The sequence below is a fragment of the Streptomyces sp. NPDC002785 genome (genome assembly GCF_040295565.1).
Lineage (GTDB): Bacteria > Actinomycetota > Actinomycetes > Streptomycetales > Streptomycetaceae > Streptomyces.
This window is the reverse complement of the sequence record NZ_JBEOVN010000031.1, coordinates 1-18019: the sequence shown is the minus strand read 5'-3', so window position 1 is coordinate 18019 and position 18019 is coordinate 1. Positions and strand designations below refer to the sequence as shown.

14 protein-coding genes and 1 pseudogene are annotated in these 18019 nt (G+C 69.6%); 3 read left to right on the top strand and 12 right to left on the bottom strand.

The window, feature by feature from the left end; genetic code table 11:
• Positions 1-70 precede the first annotated feature (70 nt).
• Positions 71-211, bottom strand: a complete 141-nt coding sequence (locus ABTZ94_RS10985; RefSeq protein WP_351199700.1) for a hypothetical protein — start codon at positions 209-211, stop codon at positions 71-73.
• Between ABTZ94_RS10985 and ABTZ94_RS10980 the strand changes: the two genes are divergently transcribed.
• The gene (locus tag ABTZ94_RS10980) at positions 210-767 is read left to right on the top strand and encodes a DinB family protein (RefSeq protein ID WP_351199698.1); all 558 of its coding nucleotides are present in this window, start codon (positions 210-212) and stop codon (positions 765-767) included. The genes ABTZ94_RS10985 and ABTZ94_RS10980 overlap by 2 nt on opposite strands.
• Positions 768-810: 43 nt before the next feature.
• On the opposite strand, the gene ABTZ94_RS10975 is transcribed toward ABTZ94_RS10980, so the two are convergent.
• The 3 genes from ABTZ94_RS10975 to ABTZ94_RS10965 are packed head-to-tail and all read right to left on the bottom strand — an operon-like array spanning position 811 to position 3170.
• On the bottom strand, positions 811-1215 hold the full coding sequence (locus ABTZ94_RS10975; RefSeq protein ID WP_351199696.1) for a GntR family transcriptional regulator: 405 nt from the start codon (positions 1213-1215) through the stop codon (positions 811-813).
• Between the two features lie 45 nt (positions 1216-1260).
• Positions 1261-2229, bottom strand: coding sequence for an ABC-2 membrane transporter-related protein (locus ABTZ94_RS10970; protein WP_351199694.1), 969 nt, complete (start codon positions 2227-2229; stop codon positions 1261-1263).
• Positions 2226-3170, bottom strand: a complete 945-nt coding sequence (locus ABTZ94_RS10965; protein WP_351199692.1) for an ABC transporter ATP-binding protein — start codon at positions 3168-3170, stop codon at positions 2226-2228. The genes ABTZ94_RS10970 and ABTZ94_RS10965 overlap by 4 nt, the downstream gene beginning before the upstream one ends.
• A 526-nt stretch (positions 3171-3696) precedes the next feature.
• On the opposite strand from ABTZ94_RS10965, the gene ABTZ94_RS10960 reads away from it, so the two are divergent.
• Positions 3697-5085: a PP2C family protein-serine/threonine phosphatase gene (locus tag ABTZ94_RS10960; protein WP_351199690.1), complete on the top strand. Its 1389-nt coding sequence runs from the start codon at positions 3697-3699 to the stop codon at positions 5083-5085.
• On the opposite strand, the pseudogene ABTZ94_RS10955 reads toward ABTZ94_RS10960, so the two are convergent.
• From ABTZ94_RS10955 to ABTZ94_RS10930, 6 genes and pseudogenes are all read right to left on the bottom strand, one after another.
• Positions 5079-5227, bottom strand: a pseudogene (locus ABTZ94_RS10955) (DJ-1/PfpI family protein); the annotation flags it as partial. The gene ABTZ94_RS10960 and the pseudogene ABTZ94_RS10955 overlap by 7 nt on opposite strands.
• A gap of 46 nt (positions 5228-5273) precedes the next feature.
• Positions 5274-9368, bottom strand: coding sequence for a hypothetical protein (locus ABTZ94_RS10950; protein ID WP_351199688.1), 4095 nt, complete (start codon positions 9366-9368; stop codon positions 5274-5276).
• 10 nt (positions 9369-9378) lie between these two features.
• The gene (locus ABTZ94_RS10945; protein WP_351199686.1) at positions 9379-10254 is read right to left on the bottom strand and encodes a carbohydrate ABC transporter permease; all 876 of its coding nucleotides are present in this window, start codon (positions 10252-10254) and stop codon (positions 9379-9381) included.
• Positions 10251-11213, bottom strand: coding sequence for a carbohydrate ABC transporter permease (locus ABTZ94_RS10940; protein WP_351199684.1), 963 nt, complete (start codon positions 11211-11213; stop codon positions 10251-10253). Before ABTZ94_RS10940 ends, ABTZ94_RS10945 begins: the two co-directional genes overlap by 4 nt.
• Positions 11210-12514: an extracellular solute-binding protein gene (locus ABTZ94_RS10935; RefSeq protein WP_351199682.1), complete on the bottom strand. Its 1305-nt coding sequence runs from the start codon at positions 12512-12514 to the stop codon at positions 11210-11212. The genes ABTZ94_RS10940 and ABTZ94_RS10935 overlap by 4 nt, the downstream gene beginning before the upstream one ends.
• On the bottom strand, positions 12511-15432 hold the full coding sequence (locus tag ABTZ94_RS10930) for an alpha-L-rhamnosidase (RefSeq protein WP_351199680.1): 2922 nt from the start codon (positions 15430-15432) through the stop codon (positions 12511-12513). Before ABTZ94_RS10930 ends, ABTZ94_RS10935 begins: the two co-directional genes overlap by 4 nt.
• 851 nt (positions 15433-16283) lie before the next feature.
• On the opposite strand from ABTZ94_RS10930, the gene ABTZ94_RS10925 reads away from it, so the two are divergent.
• Complete coding sequence (locus tag ABTZ94_RS10925; protein WP_351199678.1) at positions 16284-16679, top strand: SSI family serine proteinase inhibitor; 396 nt, start codon at positions 16284-16286, stop codon at positions 16677-16679.
• A 34-nt stretch (positions 16680-16713) separates the two neighbouring features.
• On the opposite strand, the gene ABTZ94_RS10920 is transcribed toward ABTZ94_RS10925, so the two are convergent.
• Both ABTZ94_RS10920 and ABTZ94_RS10915 read right to left on the bottom strand, forming a co-directional pair.
• A complete protein-coding gene (locus tag ABTZ94_RS10920) occupies positions 16714-16872 on the bottom strand; it encodes a hypothetical protein (protein ID WP_351199676.1) in 159 nt (52 codons plus the stop codon).
• Positions 16873-16938: 66 nt separating this feature from the next.
• On the bottom strand, positions 16939-17889 hold the full coding sequence (locus ABTZ94_RS10915; protein WP_351199674.1) for a cytochrome c oxidase assembly protein: 951 nt from the start codon (positions 17887-17889) through the stop codon (positions 16939-16941).
• Between the last annotated feature and the right edge of the window lie 130 nt (positions 17890-18019).

Genomic DNA, 18019 nt, shown 5'->3' with positions numbered 1-18019 from the left:
GGTGCCCTCGTGAGGCGGCGCCCCGTACGCCCCACTTGCCCCACGCCGAACGGGCGTGGGTGCGACGACTTCATGACGACTGCCCCGTTGCGGCCGTGTGTGGGGCGACCGTGCCGGTGATGAACCGGCCAAACGCGGTGAGCTTCTCGGGGAGCACGGTCCTCCCGTATGCCCCCAGCCGCGTCGCGACCGGTGTGAGGATGACTGCCATGACATGGACGGCACCCCGCATCGAACGTACGACAGCCGACGGTGACCAGCTGAACGTCCCGAGCACCGCGGACGAGCGAGTCATGCTGGAAGGCTGGCTCCGATGGCATCGGGAGACGCTGCTCACCAAGTGCGCCGGACTCGCCCCGGTGCAGTTGGCGCACACCGCCGTCGAACCGTCGAACCTCACTCTCCTCGGCCTGGTACGGCACATGGCGGAGATCGAACGCTGGTGGTTCCGGCGGAGTTTCGCGGGTGAGCCGATCGGTGACGTCTTCACCGGTCCCGACGACGGGGACGAAGGCATCGACGGCGTCGACGCCGGGTACGCGGAACGCGACTTCGCCGCGTTCCGCGCCGAGGTCGAGGCGTGCGAGGCCGCCGTGGCGGGGCGTGGCCTCGACGAGACGTTCATGTCGAAGACCCGTGGTCGTCTCGTCAGCCTTCGCTGGGTGTACCTGGTGATGATCCAGGAGTACGCCCGCCACAACGGCCACGCGGACCTGCTGCGCGAGCGGACCGACCGCGCCACGGGCGACTATCCGGCACAGGGTTGAACGCGGTTTCGTACTCCTCGTCCGAGGAGTACGAAACCGCCCCTCAGCCGTCCGTCTCGGACGGATACACCGCCGCGTAGGCCGACCTGAAGAGGGCGGTGACCTCCTGGCCGCTGAGACCCTGAGACCGTGCCTGGTCCAGCCACTGGGCGAGCGAGGCGCGCAACGGGGAGTCGGGGCCCTTCTGGGCCTGGGCGAGGGACCGGGTGATGAAGGTGCCTGCTCCCTGCCGGACCTCGGCCAGGCCCGCGCGCTCCAGCTCGCGGTACGCCTTGAGGGTCGTGTTCGGGTTGACCTTGGTCTCCGCCGCGACCTGCGCGGCCGTGGGCAGCCGGTCGCCCTCCTCCAGGGCGCCCATCCGCAGCGCCTGTTCAACCTGTCGCACGATCTGGAGATATGTTGCCACTCCGCTGCGTCTGTCGATTCGGAATACGACCACCGTCTTCACCTCCCTTGGAACTGCCGAAACGATACGTACCTGCGGCGGTATGTCCTAAAGGGGGCTCCGGGAGACCCGCCACAGTGTGAACGCGGTGAGCACGGCGGTGGCCGCGAGCAGGATGCCTGCCCCGGTCCACTGCATGGACGGCATCTGGTCGTAACCCAAGTACTCGATGACGTTGTTGACGATGCCGTGCTCCTTGACGCAGGCGTCCGAGGCCGCTTCGGTGGTCTTGGCGCAGAGCCCCCAGCCGTAGAGATGGCCGTCGGCGGAGCCGATCCAGCGGTCAAGCTCGTGCGACTCGTTCAGCCGTGCGGGCATGTCGCCGCCCAGCGGGTAGGTGAACATGCGTGACGGCGCGAGATGTACGCGCATCTCGCCCCAGACGACCTCGGCGATCGCGGCGAAGACGAACGTGACCAGCATGGACGCGAGGACACGGCGCAGCAGCGTGCCGATGGTGATGCCGGCGGCGGTCAGGAACAGGCAGAGCGCCGGGAGCACCGGACCGGTGTTGTCGAAGATTGGCCCCTCCGGCCACAGGCTGGGGAACACCGACCGGTAGGGCTTCCACCACCAGGTGAAGAACGCCGAGAGCACCGCGCCGGATGCGACCACGGTCGCGTAGCACCAGAGGAGCTTTGTCGCCAGCCAGCGACGGCGGGACACGGACTGGGCGGTGACCAGCTGCGCGGTGCCGTGCTCCTGATCGCCGGCGATCAGCGGGGCGCCGAGGAAGACGGCGAGGATCACGGGCAGCCCGCTCAGGGCGGTGAGGGTGAGACTCAGCCCTGTCGAGTGGAGTGTTGCCGGCTCCTTCTCCGGCCAGCCCGCGGCTTCGAGCATCTGGCTCATCCGGCTGCGCTGGTACGCGATCCAGATCGAGCCGAGGACCGTCACGGCGAGCACGGTGAGCAGCGCGGCCCGGTGCTGACGTACGACGAGCCAGTTCAGCCCGCGCAGCAGGCGGGGCCCGGGCGCCTGTACGGTTCGGGGCGCCTTGGTCAGGGGAGCGCTCATGAGGTGTGGATCCCTTCGGCCTCGATACGGGCACCGGGTGTGAACAACGGGGGTGCGTCCGGCGAGCGGAGATGCGCCAGCAGCACTTCCTCCAGGCTGGGTTCGGCGACCACCCAGTCACCCGACAGCGGACCGTTCGGCCGCACCAGTGCGTGGAACTGCCTGCCCTGGACGCGGGCTTCGATCACCGTGTGGGGAGCCAGCAAGTCGGCCGGGTTCCCCTCCGCGGCGAGCCCCGTCACCAGCGCGTGGGCCGGGACGAAGGCGTCCGCGTCGCCCGCCATGCGGATCCTGCCTTCGGCGAGGACCAGCAGGTAGTCGCACATGTCCTCCAGCTCGGACAGCATGTGCGTGGACATCACCACCGTGGTGCCGCGCTCCACGGCCTCCGACATCAGGAGGGCGCTCATGTCGTGGCGGGCCAGCGGATCGAGGTCGGACATCGGCTCGTCGAGCAGCAGCAGGTCGGGCCGCTTGCCGAAGGCGAGCGCGAACGCGACACGGGTGCGCTGACCACCGGAGAGAGTGCCGATACGGGCGTGCATCGGCACCTGGCCCGACCGCACGATCCGCTCCGCCGCGGCCATGTCCCAGCCGGGGTTGAGTTCGCTGCCCAGTCGGAGCGTCTCCGCCACGGTGAACCGTTTGAACAGCGGCTTGTCCTGACCGAGGAAGGCGAATCTCGGCATGACCGAGGGATCGTCCACCGGCAAGCCGAAGACGTGGAGTTCCCCCTCTGCCGGCTGCACCTGCCGGGTCGCGAGTCCCAACAAGGTGCTCTTCCCCGCCCCGTTGGGGCCGACAAGACCGCAGATCCGCCCGGCCGGCAGCCGGAACGAGCAGTCGCGCAGCGCCCAGCCGCGACGGTAGCGCTTACCCAGGCCGTGGGCCTCCAGCGCCCATGCGCCACAAGCGCCGCCCGGAGTGAATGCGTCTGCCATGCACTTCGCCTCAATTCCATTAGTCAATTAATGGAATCATGGTCTTGGTGAAGGAGGGCTGTCAAGCCGACGCAAGCGGGCCCGCGTGCCGACAGGGCGTGCGGCGTCCGGGCATGCGGCGTCCGGAACGCATCTGTTCGGGGTGCAGGGCGATCCGTCTCCCGCAGGGTTCGCCCGGGCGGGAAGCCGGACGGCAGGACCAGCACCATGTCCGGCTGGGCGGCGTGTACGGGATGCAGGTCATCGGCTTGGTGCGTTCGCCGGGCGCGGTCGGCTGCGGCTCACGCCCGTCATGGGGCGGGCGCGGCCGGACTGCACAGTCACGGACCTCGATCGAGCGGTCCGGGGGCTGAAGGCGAGCGCGGACCGGCGGGCCCGAACCGGCGCCCGTCCACCGAACGGCCAAGTGCATTGCCGCATTGCACACCCGCTGTCGCCATGCCCGCGCCGTCCTTGTGGTCCACAATGCGGAAGGAGGGGCTGTCCGTGGTCAAAGACGTACGCGCAATCGGCGCGAGGAGTCCGCATGCCCCCTGAACAGAGCGAGTACGACGGCAAGGCCGCACGGGCCGACGGCCCGGAGCAGGGCGGAGAAGGGACCAGCCGCTACGAGGTCGACCGTGAGGTACAGCACGCGCTGGACCGGCTGACACTACTGATCAACGCGTCCGAGGCCCTGGCCAGCACCCTCGACGTGGAAAAGGCCCTGCGCAGGCTCTGCCGCACGCTTGTCCCCGGTCTCGCGGACCTGTGCGCGGTGGACCTTCTGGACGAACAGGGGCGGCTGCACAGGCTGGTGGTCGAACCCCGGGACGCCGAAAAGATCTCCCCCGGGGTGTATGAAGGGATGCTCCCGTCGGCCGAAGGATCGGCCGCGTCCTGCGCCCGCGCCCTTCTGGCAGCGGGCCCGGCGCTGGTCCCCGGTATGCGTCCCCTCCACGAGGCGGCCGATCCGCTGCACGCGCGCGAGCTCGAATTCTTCGAAAGGACAGCGGCCGACACCGCTGTGGTCGCTCCGTTGCGAGCGCGCCGACAGGTTCTCGGCGTGCTCACCCTGGTCCGCACCGAGCGCGACGCCGCCCTCGACGCCGACAGCCTTCCGCTCGTCGAGGAACTGGCGCACCGAGCGGCCATGGCCGTCGACAACGCACGCCTGCATTCCGAGGCGGAGCACACCGCGGAGCGGCTGCAACGTTCGCTGCTGCCCGATCTTCCCACGGAAGGCCCGTTGGAGCTGGCCGCCCGGTACCAGCCGGCGGTCGCCACCGCTCGGGTCGGCGGTGACTGGTACGACGCATTCGTTCTGAATGACGGCGCCATGGCGCTGATCATCGGAGATGTCGCGGGACACGACCTGCGCGCCGCGGTCACCATGAGTCAGATGCGCAACATGCTGCGAGGCATCGCCTGCGATCGCAAGGAGCCACCTGGCAAGATCTTGGCGCGGCTCGCCGCCGCGACTCACATTCTCTACCCGAACCAGACCTTGACCTGCATCTATGCGCTGGTCGAAAAGCTCAGCCCCGATAAACCCTGGCAGCTGTGCTACGCGGTTGCGGGCCACCCCGCACCACTCCTGGTGACGTATGAGGGCGAGACCAGATTTCTCATGGGGGGCCGAAGCATGCTGCTCGGAATGGACCCTGACGAATACCGGCCCGATGCCAAAGAAACCCTTCCTCCTCGCTCAACCGTGCTTCTGTACACCGACGGCCTGGTCGAGCGGCGTGAGGAAGGACTGGAACGAGGCATGGCCCGCCTTCGGCAGCACGCGGCGGCTCTCGCCCGTGAGCCGCTGGAAACGTTCTGTGACGAGCTGCTCGACGCTCTCGTGAGCGAGGGAACGGATGACGTTGCCCTGGTGGCGGTCAGGACCGCCGCGCCACACGCAGGGCCGGCGGTAGCCACGCCCTGATTCCGGTCGGTGGTCGCCACGGCGTTGCCGCGCGAGGAAGAGGTGAGCCTCCCGCCTTCGACGAACCCGCCTCGACCAAGGCCCAGGGGCCGTGGCAGATGGCCGCTACGGGGCGACCGGACGACGTGAAGGAGCGGACGATCCCGGGGCGGTCGGGGCGACGACGGAACGGCGTGGGCAGGAACGTGTCAGAGCTGCTGCCGATCACCGGCGAAACCGCCGACCCGTAGCCGTACGGGCCCCAGCAAACCGCTGACGCGCTGCCCCGGGAACACGAAGTGGGTGGGGCTCGTCGCGTCCAGGTGCGGTGCCAGCGTCCCGAACACGGTGATGTCGAGGGTATTGGCGCCGGGCCCGACCAGACCCGTCAGATCGAACACGTACGGGGAACACACCCGCACCCCCGCGGCGGCGCCGCCGACCTCCACCTCTGCCGTCCCCCGGACCCGTCCGAGGTCGAGCGACGCATACCCCGCGGCGACCTCGGCGGGCACGGTCACCACGCGGCGGTACCGCACACCGCCGCTGTACTCGGCGAGGCCGTGGCTCTCCCAGTCACCGAGGCGAATCCGTCCTGGCCCGACCTCGCAGCGCACCGGACCGGCCAGCGCGGCACCACCCTCGTACCCGGGGCGCGTCCGGATGCGCAGGGCCGCGGTTCGGGGCCCGGACGGGCCACCGGCCGACAGGTCGGCCGTCACGGTCCGCACGCCCCCCGCGTCGACCGCGGTGACGGGCGCGGTGCACTCGGAGCCGTCCACGAAGACAGTCGCCTCGCCGTGCACACGAGCAGTCAACCGGGTTGCGCCGGGCGGCAGTTCGTACCACAGCCACTCCACCGCTCCCCGGCGCCCCGGGACCGCGAACCGCACCGGCACCACCGTCCCGTCGTCCGCGTCCGGGTTCAGCCAGGCGGCGCCCGGCAGCGGGTGGGGACGGCGGCGCAGACACAGCGCGGCGGGGTCACCCACCGGCTCGCGGCGAACCATGACCGGCACGCGCCCTGCCGCGCTCTCGGCCCACCACCGGGCGTCGCTGTGCAGCGTCGCGACACGGGCGCCGTCCCCGTCGTCGAAAACCGCATCCACCAGGACCGCGCGGTCGCGGCCCCCGGACGTCTCCACCGTGATGTCGTTGTCACCGACGCGCAGGACCGCCGCCACGTCATGCCGTCGCACGCGCGGGACCGCATGAGCGGCATACGGTTCGAATCCGCCCTGTCTGCCCACCACTTGTCCATTGACACGCAGTACGCAGGGCGCGCGCGCGGCCACTTGGACGACGCCCCGGACGGGGAGGGCCGGAAGGCGCAGTGTCGTGCCCATCGTCCCGGAAGCGTGAATCCACTCCGGTCGCCGGTAGCGTTCCGGATCACGTACGAGCGCTACATGCGCACGCAGATCACCGTCCTGATCAGGTGTCAGCTCCAGTTCGAGCAGACGGCGGCCCACTGCCACTGCGACCGGGCCCATCGCAAGGTGGCCTCCGTCGTCCAGGGCGACGGGGGCCCCGTCGAGCCGGGCCCTCTTCGCCGCCGCGGCCCCGATCGCCAGGTGTCCGTCGAAGGCCTCGTCCAGGAGCAGTTCCATGCGCAGCCGCGCCACCTCTCCGGCGGACATGGGGCCGATGTGCACGAACTCCTCCGGCACATGGCCCTTCGGCCCCAGAACGGCACGGTGGATCGGGTCCTTGTGCACGCCCAGGGTGCCGGACCATTCGAGGGCCGTCGGGACGTCGTGGCCGGGGCCGTCGCGGAGCACGACCGCGTGCGGGCCGTACGTCGCGTGGACCGTGTCCCCGACCGGCTCATGGGCGCGGTCCGGCATGGCCCATCCGTCGCGTACGCCGTCCTCCCCGGCCGCTTCCACCCGGTGGCGGAAGGTCCGGCACTCGGTGACGGCCGGGCCGGTGGGCGGGCCGGTCGCGGGTCGGGCGAAGTCGCCCCAGGTGTTGTCGAGGGTCGGCACGAGCGTCATGTCCCAGTCCGCTTCCGACGGGATCTCGATCGTGGTGCCCGGTGCGGTGCCCGGCGGGCCGGGTGGTTCGGGCGCTGCGGTCATGGCCGCCTTTCCCGCCCGGGCCGGAAAGACCAGCACCGCTGCGGGGCCCGTATCGAAGGGGACATCGACCTCGACGGCCCGGACGTCACCATCGACGGGCCGCACCGGAAGCGTCCGGGGAGCGCCGCCGAACGGGTCCAGCACAAGCGCCGGGCCCGCCACGTCCCGCACCCGCACCCGTGCACCGCGCACGTAGCGGTCCGGGGCGAAGTCGTATCGGGCGTCCAGCCAGCCCAGCGCGGCGCCCCGCTCGTCGGGGGCCGCGACGGCCGCCCGGGTTGCCCGAGGGGCGGCCGCGGTCAGGAACACCACCGTGGCGCCGTCCACACGACGCGCGAGTGCGGGGACCGGAGCCCGCACGGGCGGGTGCGTCCCCGCAAGCGCCCCGGCGAGCGAGCCGGCCCGATCGTCCGTGCTGGGGACGAAGGCAGCCCGGCCGTCCGCGAAACACGCGCGCAGCTCGGCAAGCACGGTGGCCGCACCAGGGCCGACGACATGCTCGGGCAGGGCGTGGACCGCGATCAACTTTCCACCGGACGAGGCGAATTCGATGAGCCGGTTCGCCGTCACCTGTTCGAGGACCGTGCACGCGGGCAGCACGATCGTGGTGTACGCCTCGTCCGCGACCCTCAGCCGTACGCCGCTGTCGAACGGCGCAACCCGGGCGCGCGCCAGGGACGAGTCATCAATCACGTCGGCGTCGAGGCCGAGACGGTCCATGATGCCCGGACGGGTACGGAACCAGGCCATGTCACCGACGAGTTGGAGATAGGTCGACTGGGCCCGCGCCGCCGCATCCGTGACCCCGTCCATGGCGGTACCGGCCTGGGCCGTGGTGGTGGGCAGCAGGATCGCGATGTCGCACAGATGGTGACCGAGGCTCAGGACCGCGCACAGCCGGGTCACGGCGTCGGCGAAGACGCGGTGGTGGCGCCAGTACGGCTGACGCCAGTCGGTCGCGGGTGGTGCCCACTCCCACCAGCCGCCCTTGGTCGTGTAGTAGACGGCATGCGGATTGTAGAGGGTCGCGCCGGCCCGGAGCCACGGCAGCAGCCAGTCGAACGTCTCCTCCAGCGTGCCGCCCCAGCCGGTGGAGTGGAAGGCCTCGATCCAGGTGCGGGGGCGGCCGTGGAGATGGGCGAGCGAGGAGTGGATACGGGCATCCCCGTGGTGGTCCGAGCCGGGGGCCGAGAACCAGCGGTGGGTGCGGGCGTAGTCGGCGTACAACTCCACGCCGGCGACGGGATGTCCGGCGCGGGCGAGGTCCTGCTGGTCGCAGCCGACGAGCAGTCCGTGGCGGTCGTGCCAGGCGGCCAGCGGCCGGAAGAACGCCTCCTCGGCCAGCTCGGCGCGGGTCACCTGATAGTCGCGCCGGATTTGGTGGGTGTCCGGATCCGTGCTGTCGTCGTACAGGGCGTCGAGCCGCGCGGTGATGTCGTAGCCGCGAAGGCGCAGAAAAGCGTCGGCGAAACCGGTGGACCAGGTGGGCAGGGACGGCAGCTCGTCCTGGAACGAGCCGACGACAACAGTCCCGAGCCGGTCGCCGAGCCGGCGCTCGAACTCGCCGTGCACCCGGTCCAGCAGAGTCGCGCATGCCTGAGTACCGAGGTAGTCGAAGCCGAGCGGAACGTGATGATGGAGCGTCAGGCGCCAGCGTCCGGGGCCCGGCGCCCGTACGACGCCGTCGTCCACCGGGACCGGGACCGCCGGGCCGACGGTCCGACCGCTGTCGTCCACCGGTTCGGCGCGGCCCGCCAGCGGCCGGCCGTCCGCAGGACACCGCAGCTCTGCGGTCCGTATCGTCGCGGAGTCGACGACGGCACGCACGCGGTTGAGCCGACGGCCCGCGTGGCCGGGCTGTTCGTCGACGAGGCGTGCCTGGAGGTCGGCGCCGGAGAAGCCGAGCTGATCGTAGAACCACAGGCTGACCCCGAGCTCGCGGGCGTCGTCACACACTCCGTCGAGCAGAGACCACCACGCGTCGGACAGAAAGGGCGGGTCGTCGGCGTCGGAGCCGAACAGGGGGCCCGACGGCGCCAGGTTGAGGAGAACGAGGTTGTGCACACCGCCCTGCGTGAACCGTTCCAGCTGCGCCCGCAGCCGTGTGCGGTCGAGTCGTTCCCCGCTCCACCACCAGATGGCGGTGGGGGAGAAGGCGCGCGGAGGTTCGGCGAGGACCGCCGCGATGCTCGGGGGAAGCGGTGGGTGCACCGGGTGTGTCATGAGAGGCCCCTCAGCCCTTGAGGCCGCCCGCGAAGCCCTTGATCACATAGCGCTGGAGGACCACGAACACCACCAGGATCGGCAGGGCGGCCAGCACGAGTCCGGCGAAGACGAGTCCGTAGTCGGAGACGTACTGGCCGACGAACGCGAACACACCGACGGGCACGGTCTCCTTGTCGGAACCGCCCAGGTACAGCAGCGGCGTGAAGAAGTCGTTCCAGATGAAAACGGCGTTCAGGATGATCACGGTGCCGGTGATGGGGCGCAGCAGGGGGAAGACGATCCGGGTGAAGGCCTGCCGGTGGTCGCAGCCGTCGATGAGCGCGGCCTGTGCGTAGTCCTGCGGCAGGGCCCGGATGAATCCGGTGTAGAGGAAGACGGTGAACGGCAGTTGGATGCCCGTGTAGAAGAACACCATGCCCTGGTACGTGCCGAGCCAGCCCAGGTCGTCGACGAGTTTGTAGAGCGGGATCATGCCGAGCTGGAACGGCAGCACGATGCCCAGCAGGAAGAGGATGTACAGCCCGTAACCGACACCGCGGGCTCGGCGCGCGAGGTAGTAGGCCCCCGTGGAACCCAGGACGACGAGGAGCAGCAGACTCACAGCGGTGATGATCGTGCTGTTGAGCAGGGCGGGCCCCAGCGACGCGGAGGACCAGGCGTTGCCGAAGTTGGCGAACGTGGGCGGGGACGGCAGCGAGAGGGGCGATTCGGAGATCTGCCGGGGGTCCTTCATCGCCAGCGTGATCAGGGCGTACACCGGGAACAGGAACACGACGGCGACCACGATCATGACCAGTTCGAGGGTGTACCGCCCGAACCGCGGTGCGCGGCCTCTGCGTTCGGGTTTCCGTTTCGCCGGTCCGCGGGGCGTGTCGGTGCTCACGCGGTGACCTCCCTCGCGCGCAGATAGCGGAGCTGGACCAGGGAGACCGCGGCGACGAACAGCGCGAGGACGAGGGCGACAGCGGTGCTGTAGCCGAACTTCCCGTAGACGAATGCTTCCTTGTACAGCACGGTCGACAGGGTCTCGCTGGAGGTGCCGGGGCCGCCGTTGGTGGCGGCGTAGACCTGGTCGAAGAGTTTGAGACCGCCGATGGTCGACAGCATGAGGTTGATCGTCAGGGCCGGGGCCAGAAGCGGCCAGGTGACATGGCGGAAGCGCTGCCAGGAGCCGGCGCCGTCGATTCTCGCGGCCTCGTGGAGTTCGGCGGGTACGCCCTGGAGGCCTGCGAGGAAGACGACCATCGAGTATCCGGCGTACTGCCATACGACCATCGCCGCGACGGACCACAGGGCGAGCGTGGGATCGCCGAGCCAGTCCTGACGCAAGCCCCCGAGTCCGACCGCGCCGAGGACACCGTTGAGACCGGCGCCGTTGTCGGGGTTGTAGACGTACTTCCACAGGATCGCGACCATGACGGGGCTGACGACGGCGGGCGCGAAGAAGATCAGCCGCAGCAGCGTGCGGGACTTGATCTCGGCGTGGACGCCCAGAGCGAGCAGCAGGCCGACGCCGTTCTGGACGACGACCACGGCGATGGTGAGCAGCAATGTGTTGCCGACGGACTCCAGGGCCCGGCTGTCGTCGAGCAGAGCACGGAAGTTGTCCAGGCCGGTGAAGGAGAAACCGCCGATGCCGGACCAGTCGGTGAAGGCATACATCACACCGGCGAGGCTCGGGTACAGGACGACGACGCCGTAGACGACGAGCGCCGGAACCACGAAGATCCACGGCGGGACGGTGTGATCGCGGTGCCGGGCCGGGCGGCCGGAACCGGTCCGCGATCCGCCTTTGGCTCTGATGCTGGTGCCGGAGGCGGCCTTCTCGGACGTGGTCGTCACGATTTCTTCCCGTAGGCCTTGTCCATCTGCCCCAGGGCGCCGTCGACGTCCGTCTTTCCTGCGAGCAGGTTCTGCACGGAGGCGAAATGGGCGGGCTGGACCTCGGCGTTGGGCCAGCTCTGGTCCATGAAGGGAACGGCCCGGTTGTCGTCGATGACGGGCAGGAAATCATTGAGGGCGGGGTCGATCCTGGTGGAAGCATCGCGCTTGAACGGGATCGCCGCGACGGACTGCGCCCAGCGGTTGACGTTCTCCTGCTTCCCGAGGAATTCGATGAACGCCTTCGCCCCTGCCGCCTTCTTGGACCGTGCGCAGACGCCGAGGCCGACGACGATGCCCGCCGGGATCCACAGGTTCGCGGCGTCCTCACCACCGGGAAACGGGAACATGCCGAGGTCGTCCGGTGACCGGGAGGCCTGCCGGAAGTTGGCGAGCACGGCGGAGACCTGGACGGCCATCGCCGCCTTACCACTTGCGACCATCGACGTCTGCTGCTCGTACGTCGTTCCGTTGGGGTTGTCGTTGAAGAACCCCCGGCGCTGCAACTCCTGGTACTTGCCCATCGCGTCGGCCCACCCGGAGCCACGGAAATGCGCCCGCCCGGCGGCCATCTCGGCGTCGAAGTCCGGGTTCTTCGCGTAGACGGCATTGGGGACCAGCGCGTAGGTGATCAGTTGGGTGACCCAGGGAGTCTGCGCCCCGAGCGCGATCGGGATCACTCCCTTGGCCTTCAACTTGGCGCACACATCCAGGAGTTGACTCCAGGTCCTGGGCGGCTCCACTCCGGCCTCGGCGAAGACCTTCTTGTTGTGGATGGCGCCGATGACACTGCTTCCCGCCGAATACAGATATGTCTTGTCCTTGTGCCGGTACGCGGGGTGGAAGCTCGCCGGGACTTCCTTGGTCCATGCCTGCTCGCTGAGGTCGGCGAGCAGCCCGGCCTTGGCCAGCTCGACCATGGACATGGCGCTGCCGCTGCCGGGATAGAGCACATGCACATCGGGGGCGTTGCCTCCGGAGAGCTGGGTACGCACCACCGTCTGTACCTGGTCCGTGGGGGCGAAAGACGTGGAGAACTCGTCGGTGTGGGACTTGCGGTACAGCGCGACGAGCTCCTCGATCGGCTTCTGCTGGTCGGCGACGCCGACGATGCGCAGCTTGCCGGAGCCGCCGCTCGAATCGGAGCAGGCCGTCAGTGCGGGGGGAAGTGCGGCGAGCGCCGCGACCCCACCGCCGATACGGAGAAATCCCCGGCGGCCGACCGTGCTCCGGCCCGGCCGGCTGTGAGAACCCGTCGTCATGGTGTGCCCTCCTCGTGCGAACGGGCGGACGATGGTTTCGCCGCCGTTCCTGATGTGCGTCGGCTCGGGACGAGCGATGACCCGGCCCGGTCCGCCGAAGGCATCCCGGCGCGGCCGTCCGCCTGTGGATGCGTCGCCGTGAAGCGGTAGGCGCCGGAGGACACGCGGTAGAGAACGTGGTCGGAGGCGGTCGCGAGCAGCGTGATGTGGCGGTCTTCGGCCCTCGGGGCCACGCCCGATTCGCGGATCGAGAGGGGATCCGTGGTGGGCACGTACACATCGGCGGCGGCGCCGGGCGGTACGAGTACGCGCAGGGCGAGCCGGCCACCGTGCCTCTCCCAGGTCACCTCGACGGTGCCGCGGACCGATTCGTGGCGGGCGCTCGCACGGCGCAGGGTGCCGGGGCGGGGTCTTATCCGCAGATGCCGGTATCCGGTGGAGTCCGGCGCCTGATCGAGGCCGGCGACACCGCGGTAGAGCCATTCACCGATCGAGCCGAGCGCGTAGTGGTTGAAGGAGTTCATCGACGGTGCGCGGAACCCCGCATCGGGGGTCCAGCCGTCCCAGCGTTCCCAGATTGTGGTGGCGCCGTGCCGCAGCGGAAACCGCCACGACGGCACTTCGTCACGGTGCAGGAGCGCATGGGCGAGGTCGGCCCGACCGTGGGCGTCGAGGACGGGCGCGGCGAGCGCGACTCCCAGGAAGCCGGTCCGCAGGGCGGGTCCGGCCGACTCGACGAGTTCGGCGAGACGGTGTGCGGCGGCGCCGACAAGGTCCGTGGGCAGCAACTCGAAGCCGAGTGCGACGAGATAGCCGGTCTGGGTGTCACCTGCGATTCGTACGGAAGGAGGCCCGGCAGCGGTGTGCTCGAAGGTGACGAAGCGCTCGGCGAACGTGCGACGGATGTCGTCGGCCAGCCGGTGGTAGCGGTCCCCGGCGTCCTTGTGGCCCAGGACTTCTGCAGCCCTCGCGGTGAGGCGGGCACTGTGCGCGAAGTACGCCGTGGCGATGACGTCGCGCGGGGTGGGGGTGCCGGGGGCGAGCCAGTCGGAGAAGTGCGGACCCACCCGTCTGCGCCAGACCAGACCTGTGTTGTGACGATGGATCAGGTCGACCCAGGCGCACATGCCTTCCCATGCCCGGGCGAGGAACCGCGGGTCGTCGTAGGTGCGGTAGAGGTGCCACGGAATGATCACACCCGCGTCGCCCCAGCCGGGCGCTCCTTCGTCACAGACCCCCACGAGCCGCGGGGCGACATTGGTGAAGCCGCCTTCGGGGGTGCGGGCGTCATCGATGTCACGCAGCCACTTGGTGAAGAACGCGGCGACGTCCGCGTTGAGCGCGGCGGTCGGCAGGAATACCTGTGCGTCGGCCAGCCAGCCCAGCCGTTCGTCACGCTGTGGACAGTCCGTGGGCACACTGACGAAGTTTGAGCGCTGCCCCCACGCGACACAGTCGTGGAGCCGACGGAGCTCGGCGTCCGAGCAGTCGAACGCCCCGGCCCACGGGGTGTCGCTGTGCAGCACGACAGCAACGACATCGGACTCGGTCAGCTCCGGGACTCCACTGATCTCGGCGTAACGGAACCCGTGATAGGTGAATCGCGGTTCGAACACGATGTCCTGGCGCCCGTCCCCGACGAGTACATCGGTCGCTGCGGCGGTCCGCAGATTGGCCGTGTACAGCTGGTGCGACTCGTCCAGCACCTCGGCGTGGCGGATCACCACCCGTGCCCCGCAGGCGAGTTCACCGATCCGTAGCCGCACACGTCCGGCGAGATTCTGGCCGAAGTCGACGATGTGGGTATCCGGGGAGATACGCCTGACCGAGCACGGGCGCAGCTCGGTCATCGCCCGCACGGGCTCGTCGACGGACGCCACGAGCAGGTGGTGGTCGGCGTCCGTGATCAGGGCCGGGGACCAGCCGGAGTCGTCGAAGCCGGGCAGTTCCCAGCCGTCGGCCGCGTGCCGCAGGTCATGGCACTCGCCCATCAGCAGATCCGCGTGACGGATGACTTCCGTGCTGGTGCGCCACGTCTCGTCGGTGACGATCGCAGTGCTGCGGCCGTCCGGACCAGTGAGGTGAAGTTCGGCCAGGAACTGTGGGAACGAGCCGTAGTGCGCCCCGGCCCTGCGCGGTTCGAAGCCGACGAATCCGCTCCACCAGCCGTCGGCGACGGTCGCGGCGAGAACGTTCTCACCGTCATGCAGCAACTCGGTCACGTCGTACGTCTGGTACTGGACGCGGCGGTGGAAATCGGTCCAGCCGGGGGCGAGTTCGGCGTCGCCGACCCGTACGCCGTTGAGCCGGACCTCGTACAGGCCGCGCGCGCTGACGTGGAGCCGGGCAGGTGTGCCGGCCGAGCCGGTGAAGGTGCGTCGCAGGACGGGGCACGGGGCGAGCCCGTGGTCGTCGAGAGCGAACTCGCCCTCGGTGGGCGCGTCCATGACGTCGACCGGTTGCGGGTCGTGGGTGATCCACGACGCCCGCCACGACGCGGCGTCGGTGAAGGCCGTCTCGAACCAGGACGTCGTCCCGGCGGGCACCGCCGTCCCGGCCGCCCAGACGCAGACCCGCCAGTGATAGCGCGTACGGCCCATGAGCGCGGGTCCCGCGTATACGACGGCAATCGCATCGGGATCCGCCACCCGGCCCGTGTCCCAGAGGAGTTGACCTCCACCGTCCAGGTCCTCCGGGCGTTCGGCGACCCGGACCCGGTAGGCCACGGGGTCGTCGCCACGGACGTCGGACGCCAGCCGCCAGGAGAGCCGGGGCGCGGGTTCGTCGATCCCCAGCGGGGTGGTGCGGTGCTCGCATCGCAGACCGTACAGCCGCAGCGTCCGCTCTTCGGGGCGGCCTGCCGCTGTTCCTTCGGCGGGACGGGGGGCGGGCACATCCGCTGCCGAGGGACCGGACACGAGCACGTCCTTCCGTCGCACCGTTTTTCCCGATGTGAAATCTAACGTTAATTCTGTGGCGTGGAGACTATGAGCCCCCCTGAGGGGTGTCAAGAGTGTTGCCGGCTCGTCCTCCGTCACCTCGGGAAATGGCCGATGTCACCCCAACTGGCCGTCTCTGAAGGCATTGCAACCACCGGCGCATGGTCTTGTGGCGTGTGATTCCCCTGTGATATTCAGCCTGTGATTACCACATGGGCGGACGTGAAATCACGCGCCGATCCCACCTCGTTACCGCACGGGATTTCGTCCGACGAAGGGACGAGTTTCATACAAATGAACAGTGGGGCAGGCGGCACCGGAGATGCGGAAGACGGGCGATGCCGGGCGGGAGGGTCGGCATCGCCCTGGTCGTGACCGGCCTGTCGACGACAGGTCCAAGGCCGAAACCGAACCCGGCCAGGATCCGGCGCTCTTCCGGCACCGCGCGGCCGCGGCGACGAACAGTCCCACCGCGATCGCGGCAGCGGCTGTCCTTGCACGGTTCCCCCTCACAAGAGCTCCTCGGATCCGGCCACCGCTCCGGCGGCACTGTGGCCCGGGCGTCAGGGGCTCCGCAACCGGGGAGCGGGCAGGCGCTCGGGGTGACCCGCCGGTCGAAGCCCCCGGATGCAGGGCACCTGCCGGCCGGTACTCCAGCCGGACCCGCCGACTGCCTCCGAAGGGTGGGACCCGCGGCGCGGCTCCTTGCCCGGTGCGGACTCAAAAGATCACCTTGCCGGGTTCCTGAACGCGGGACGTCAAGGATGCGCGGCACGTACCCGGCCCGTTCCCGGAATGTCCCGGATCCCCCGAGCCACAGGAGTTCTCCGATGCGCCTGCGCGCCGCTCTCGCCGCCGCTGCCCTGCTCACTCTCACCGGCGCGGTGCCTGCCGCGGCCGCCGGGTCCAAGGACCCGGTGCCGGACCGCAGGCTCCTCCTCACCGTCTCGGGCAGCGAGAACACCTGGATCCGTGGTGTCGCACTGTTCTGCCCGCCCGCCCCGGACGCCCACCACCCCCATGCGGCCGCCGCCTGCGCGGCGATCGACGAGGCGGAAGGCGATCCGGACAACCTGCCCGGCGACCCGCACCTGTGCATGGGGCGGTACGACCCGGTGACGGCCACGGCTGCAGGCACATGGGACGGGCGCCCCGTCATCTGGCAGCGGACGTTCCCCAATACCTGCGTGATGAACGCGGTCACCGGACCGGTCTTCCGCTTCTGAGCCCGGTCGGCCTGAGCCGGGCGACCCACCCGGCTCAGGACTCGCGTGTCGCAGCCACCCCCAGGGTGATCAGGCCGAGCACCACCCATCCGAACCAGAGCCAGCCGCTGCTCCCCAGCGCCACCGTGTAGGCGGTGACCGCCACCAGGGCCGCGACGGTGATCACTCCCATGGTCTTCGTGGATCCGGACATGCCCGCACCCTCCTCATCGGCCACGCGGCCGTGGATGCCATCGTCACCCCGGAGGCGTGCCCACCGCTACTGCCCGCGCGCCTGCAACGAGGCGAGATAAGCGTTGTACGCCCGCAGCTCCTGGTCCCCGTCCCGGTCGGCCGCCCGGTCCGAGCGCTTCGCCGTCCGCTGCTCGGAGCGGTACCACTGGAAGACCAGCGCGATCAGTACCAGCACCGACGGGATCTCGCTGAATGCCCAGGCGATACCGCCCGCCGCGCTCTGGTCGCTCAGTGCGTCGATGCCGAGCGAGGCCGACGGATGCTTGTACGTCTCCACCATCGGCGTCGTGGCCATCATCAGCGCGATACCGAAGAACGCGTGGAACGGCATCCCCGCGAACAGCTCCAGCATCCGCATCACATAGCCGGGCCGGTGCGGCCCGGGGTCGACGCCCATGATCGGCCAGAAGAACACCAGGCCGACCGCCAGGAAGTGCACCATCATCGCGATGTGTCCGGTCTTCGAACCCATCAGGAAGTCGAAGAGCGGCGTGAAGTACAGCGCGTAGAGGCTGGCGATGAACATCGGAATCGTGAAGACCGGATGCGTGATGACCCTCATGTACCGGCTGTGCAGCAACATGAGCAGCAGCTCGCGCGGACCGGTTCGGTCACGGCCCGCGACCGGGAGCGCACGCAACGCCAGAGTCACCGGAGCGCCCAGCAGCAGGAGGATCGGCGACAGCATGCTGATCACCATGTGCTGCACCATGTGCACGCTAAACATGACCATGCCGTAGTCGTTCAGCTTGGTGCACATCACCAGGGCGATGGACAGCACGCCGACGACAAAGAAGACGATCCGGCCGACCGGCCAGCTGTCCCCGCGTCTGCGCAGCCGCAGCACGGCGTACCCGTACAGGCCGATGGCGAGCACGCAGCTGACGAGAAAGAACGGGTCCGCGGAGAATTGGAGCCCGCGTCCCAGCGTGAACGGCGGCAGATCCATGTGCATGCCGTGGCCGCTGTGATCCATCTGTTCACTCCCGCTGGGGACATCCCCGTTTCGTGCCGGTTGTGTCGAGGAGGTCAAGACCCGTTCGGTCCTGACCTGTGAGTCCGCGGTCGGCACCTGTGCCTTCTGCTACGGACGCTCGCTCGCCACC

What these genes read in the sequence shown, in the direction of transcription:
- ABTZ94_RS10965 (WP_351199692.1), bottom strand. Translation starts at nt 3,170, where the DNA reads ATGGCAGACGCATTCACTCCGGGCGGCGCTTGTGGCGCATGGGCGCTG.
- ABTZ94_RS10935 (WP_351199682.1), bottom strand. Translation starts at nt 12,514, where the DNA reads ATGACGACGGGTTCTCACAGCCGGCCGGGCCGGAGCACGGTCGGCCGC.
- ABTZ94_RS10950 (WP_351199688.1), bottom strand. Translation starts at nt 9,368, where the DNA reads ATGACACACCCGGTGCACCCACCGCTTCCCCCGAGCATCGCGGCGGTC.
- ABTZ94_RS10980 (WP_351199698.1), top strand. Translation starts at nt 210, where the DNA reads ATGACATGGACGGCACCCCGCATCGAACGTACGACAGCCGACGGTGAC.
- ABTZ94_RS10960 (WP_351199690.1), top strand. Translation starts at nt 3,697, where the DNA reads ATGCCCCCTGAACAGAGCGAGTACGACGGCAAGGCCGCACGGGCCGAC.
- ABTZ94_RS10915 (WP_351199674.1), bottom strand. Translation starts at nt 17,889, where the DNA reads ATGGATCACAGCGGCCACGGCATGCACATGGATCTGCCGCCGTTCACG.
- ABTZ94_RS10920 (WP_351199676.1), bottom strand. Translation starts at nt 16,872, where the DNA reads ATGTCCGGATCCACGAAGACCATGGGAGTGATCACCGTCGCGGCCCTG.
- ABTZ94_RS10985 (WP_351199700.1), bottom strand. Translation starts at nt 211, where the DNA reads ATGGCAGTCATCCTCACACCGGTCGCGACGCGGCTGGGGGCATACGGG.
- ABTZ94_RS10970 (WP_351199694.1), bottom strand. Translation starts at nt 2,229, where the DNA reads ATGAGCGCTCCCCTGACCAAGGCGCCCCGAACCGTACAGGCGCCCGGG.
- ABTZ94_RS10925 (WP_351199678.1), top strand. Translation starts at nt 16,284, where the DNA reads ATGCGCCTGCGCGCCGCTCTCGCCGCCGCTGCCCTGCTCACTCTCACC.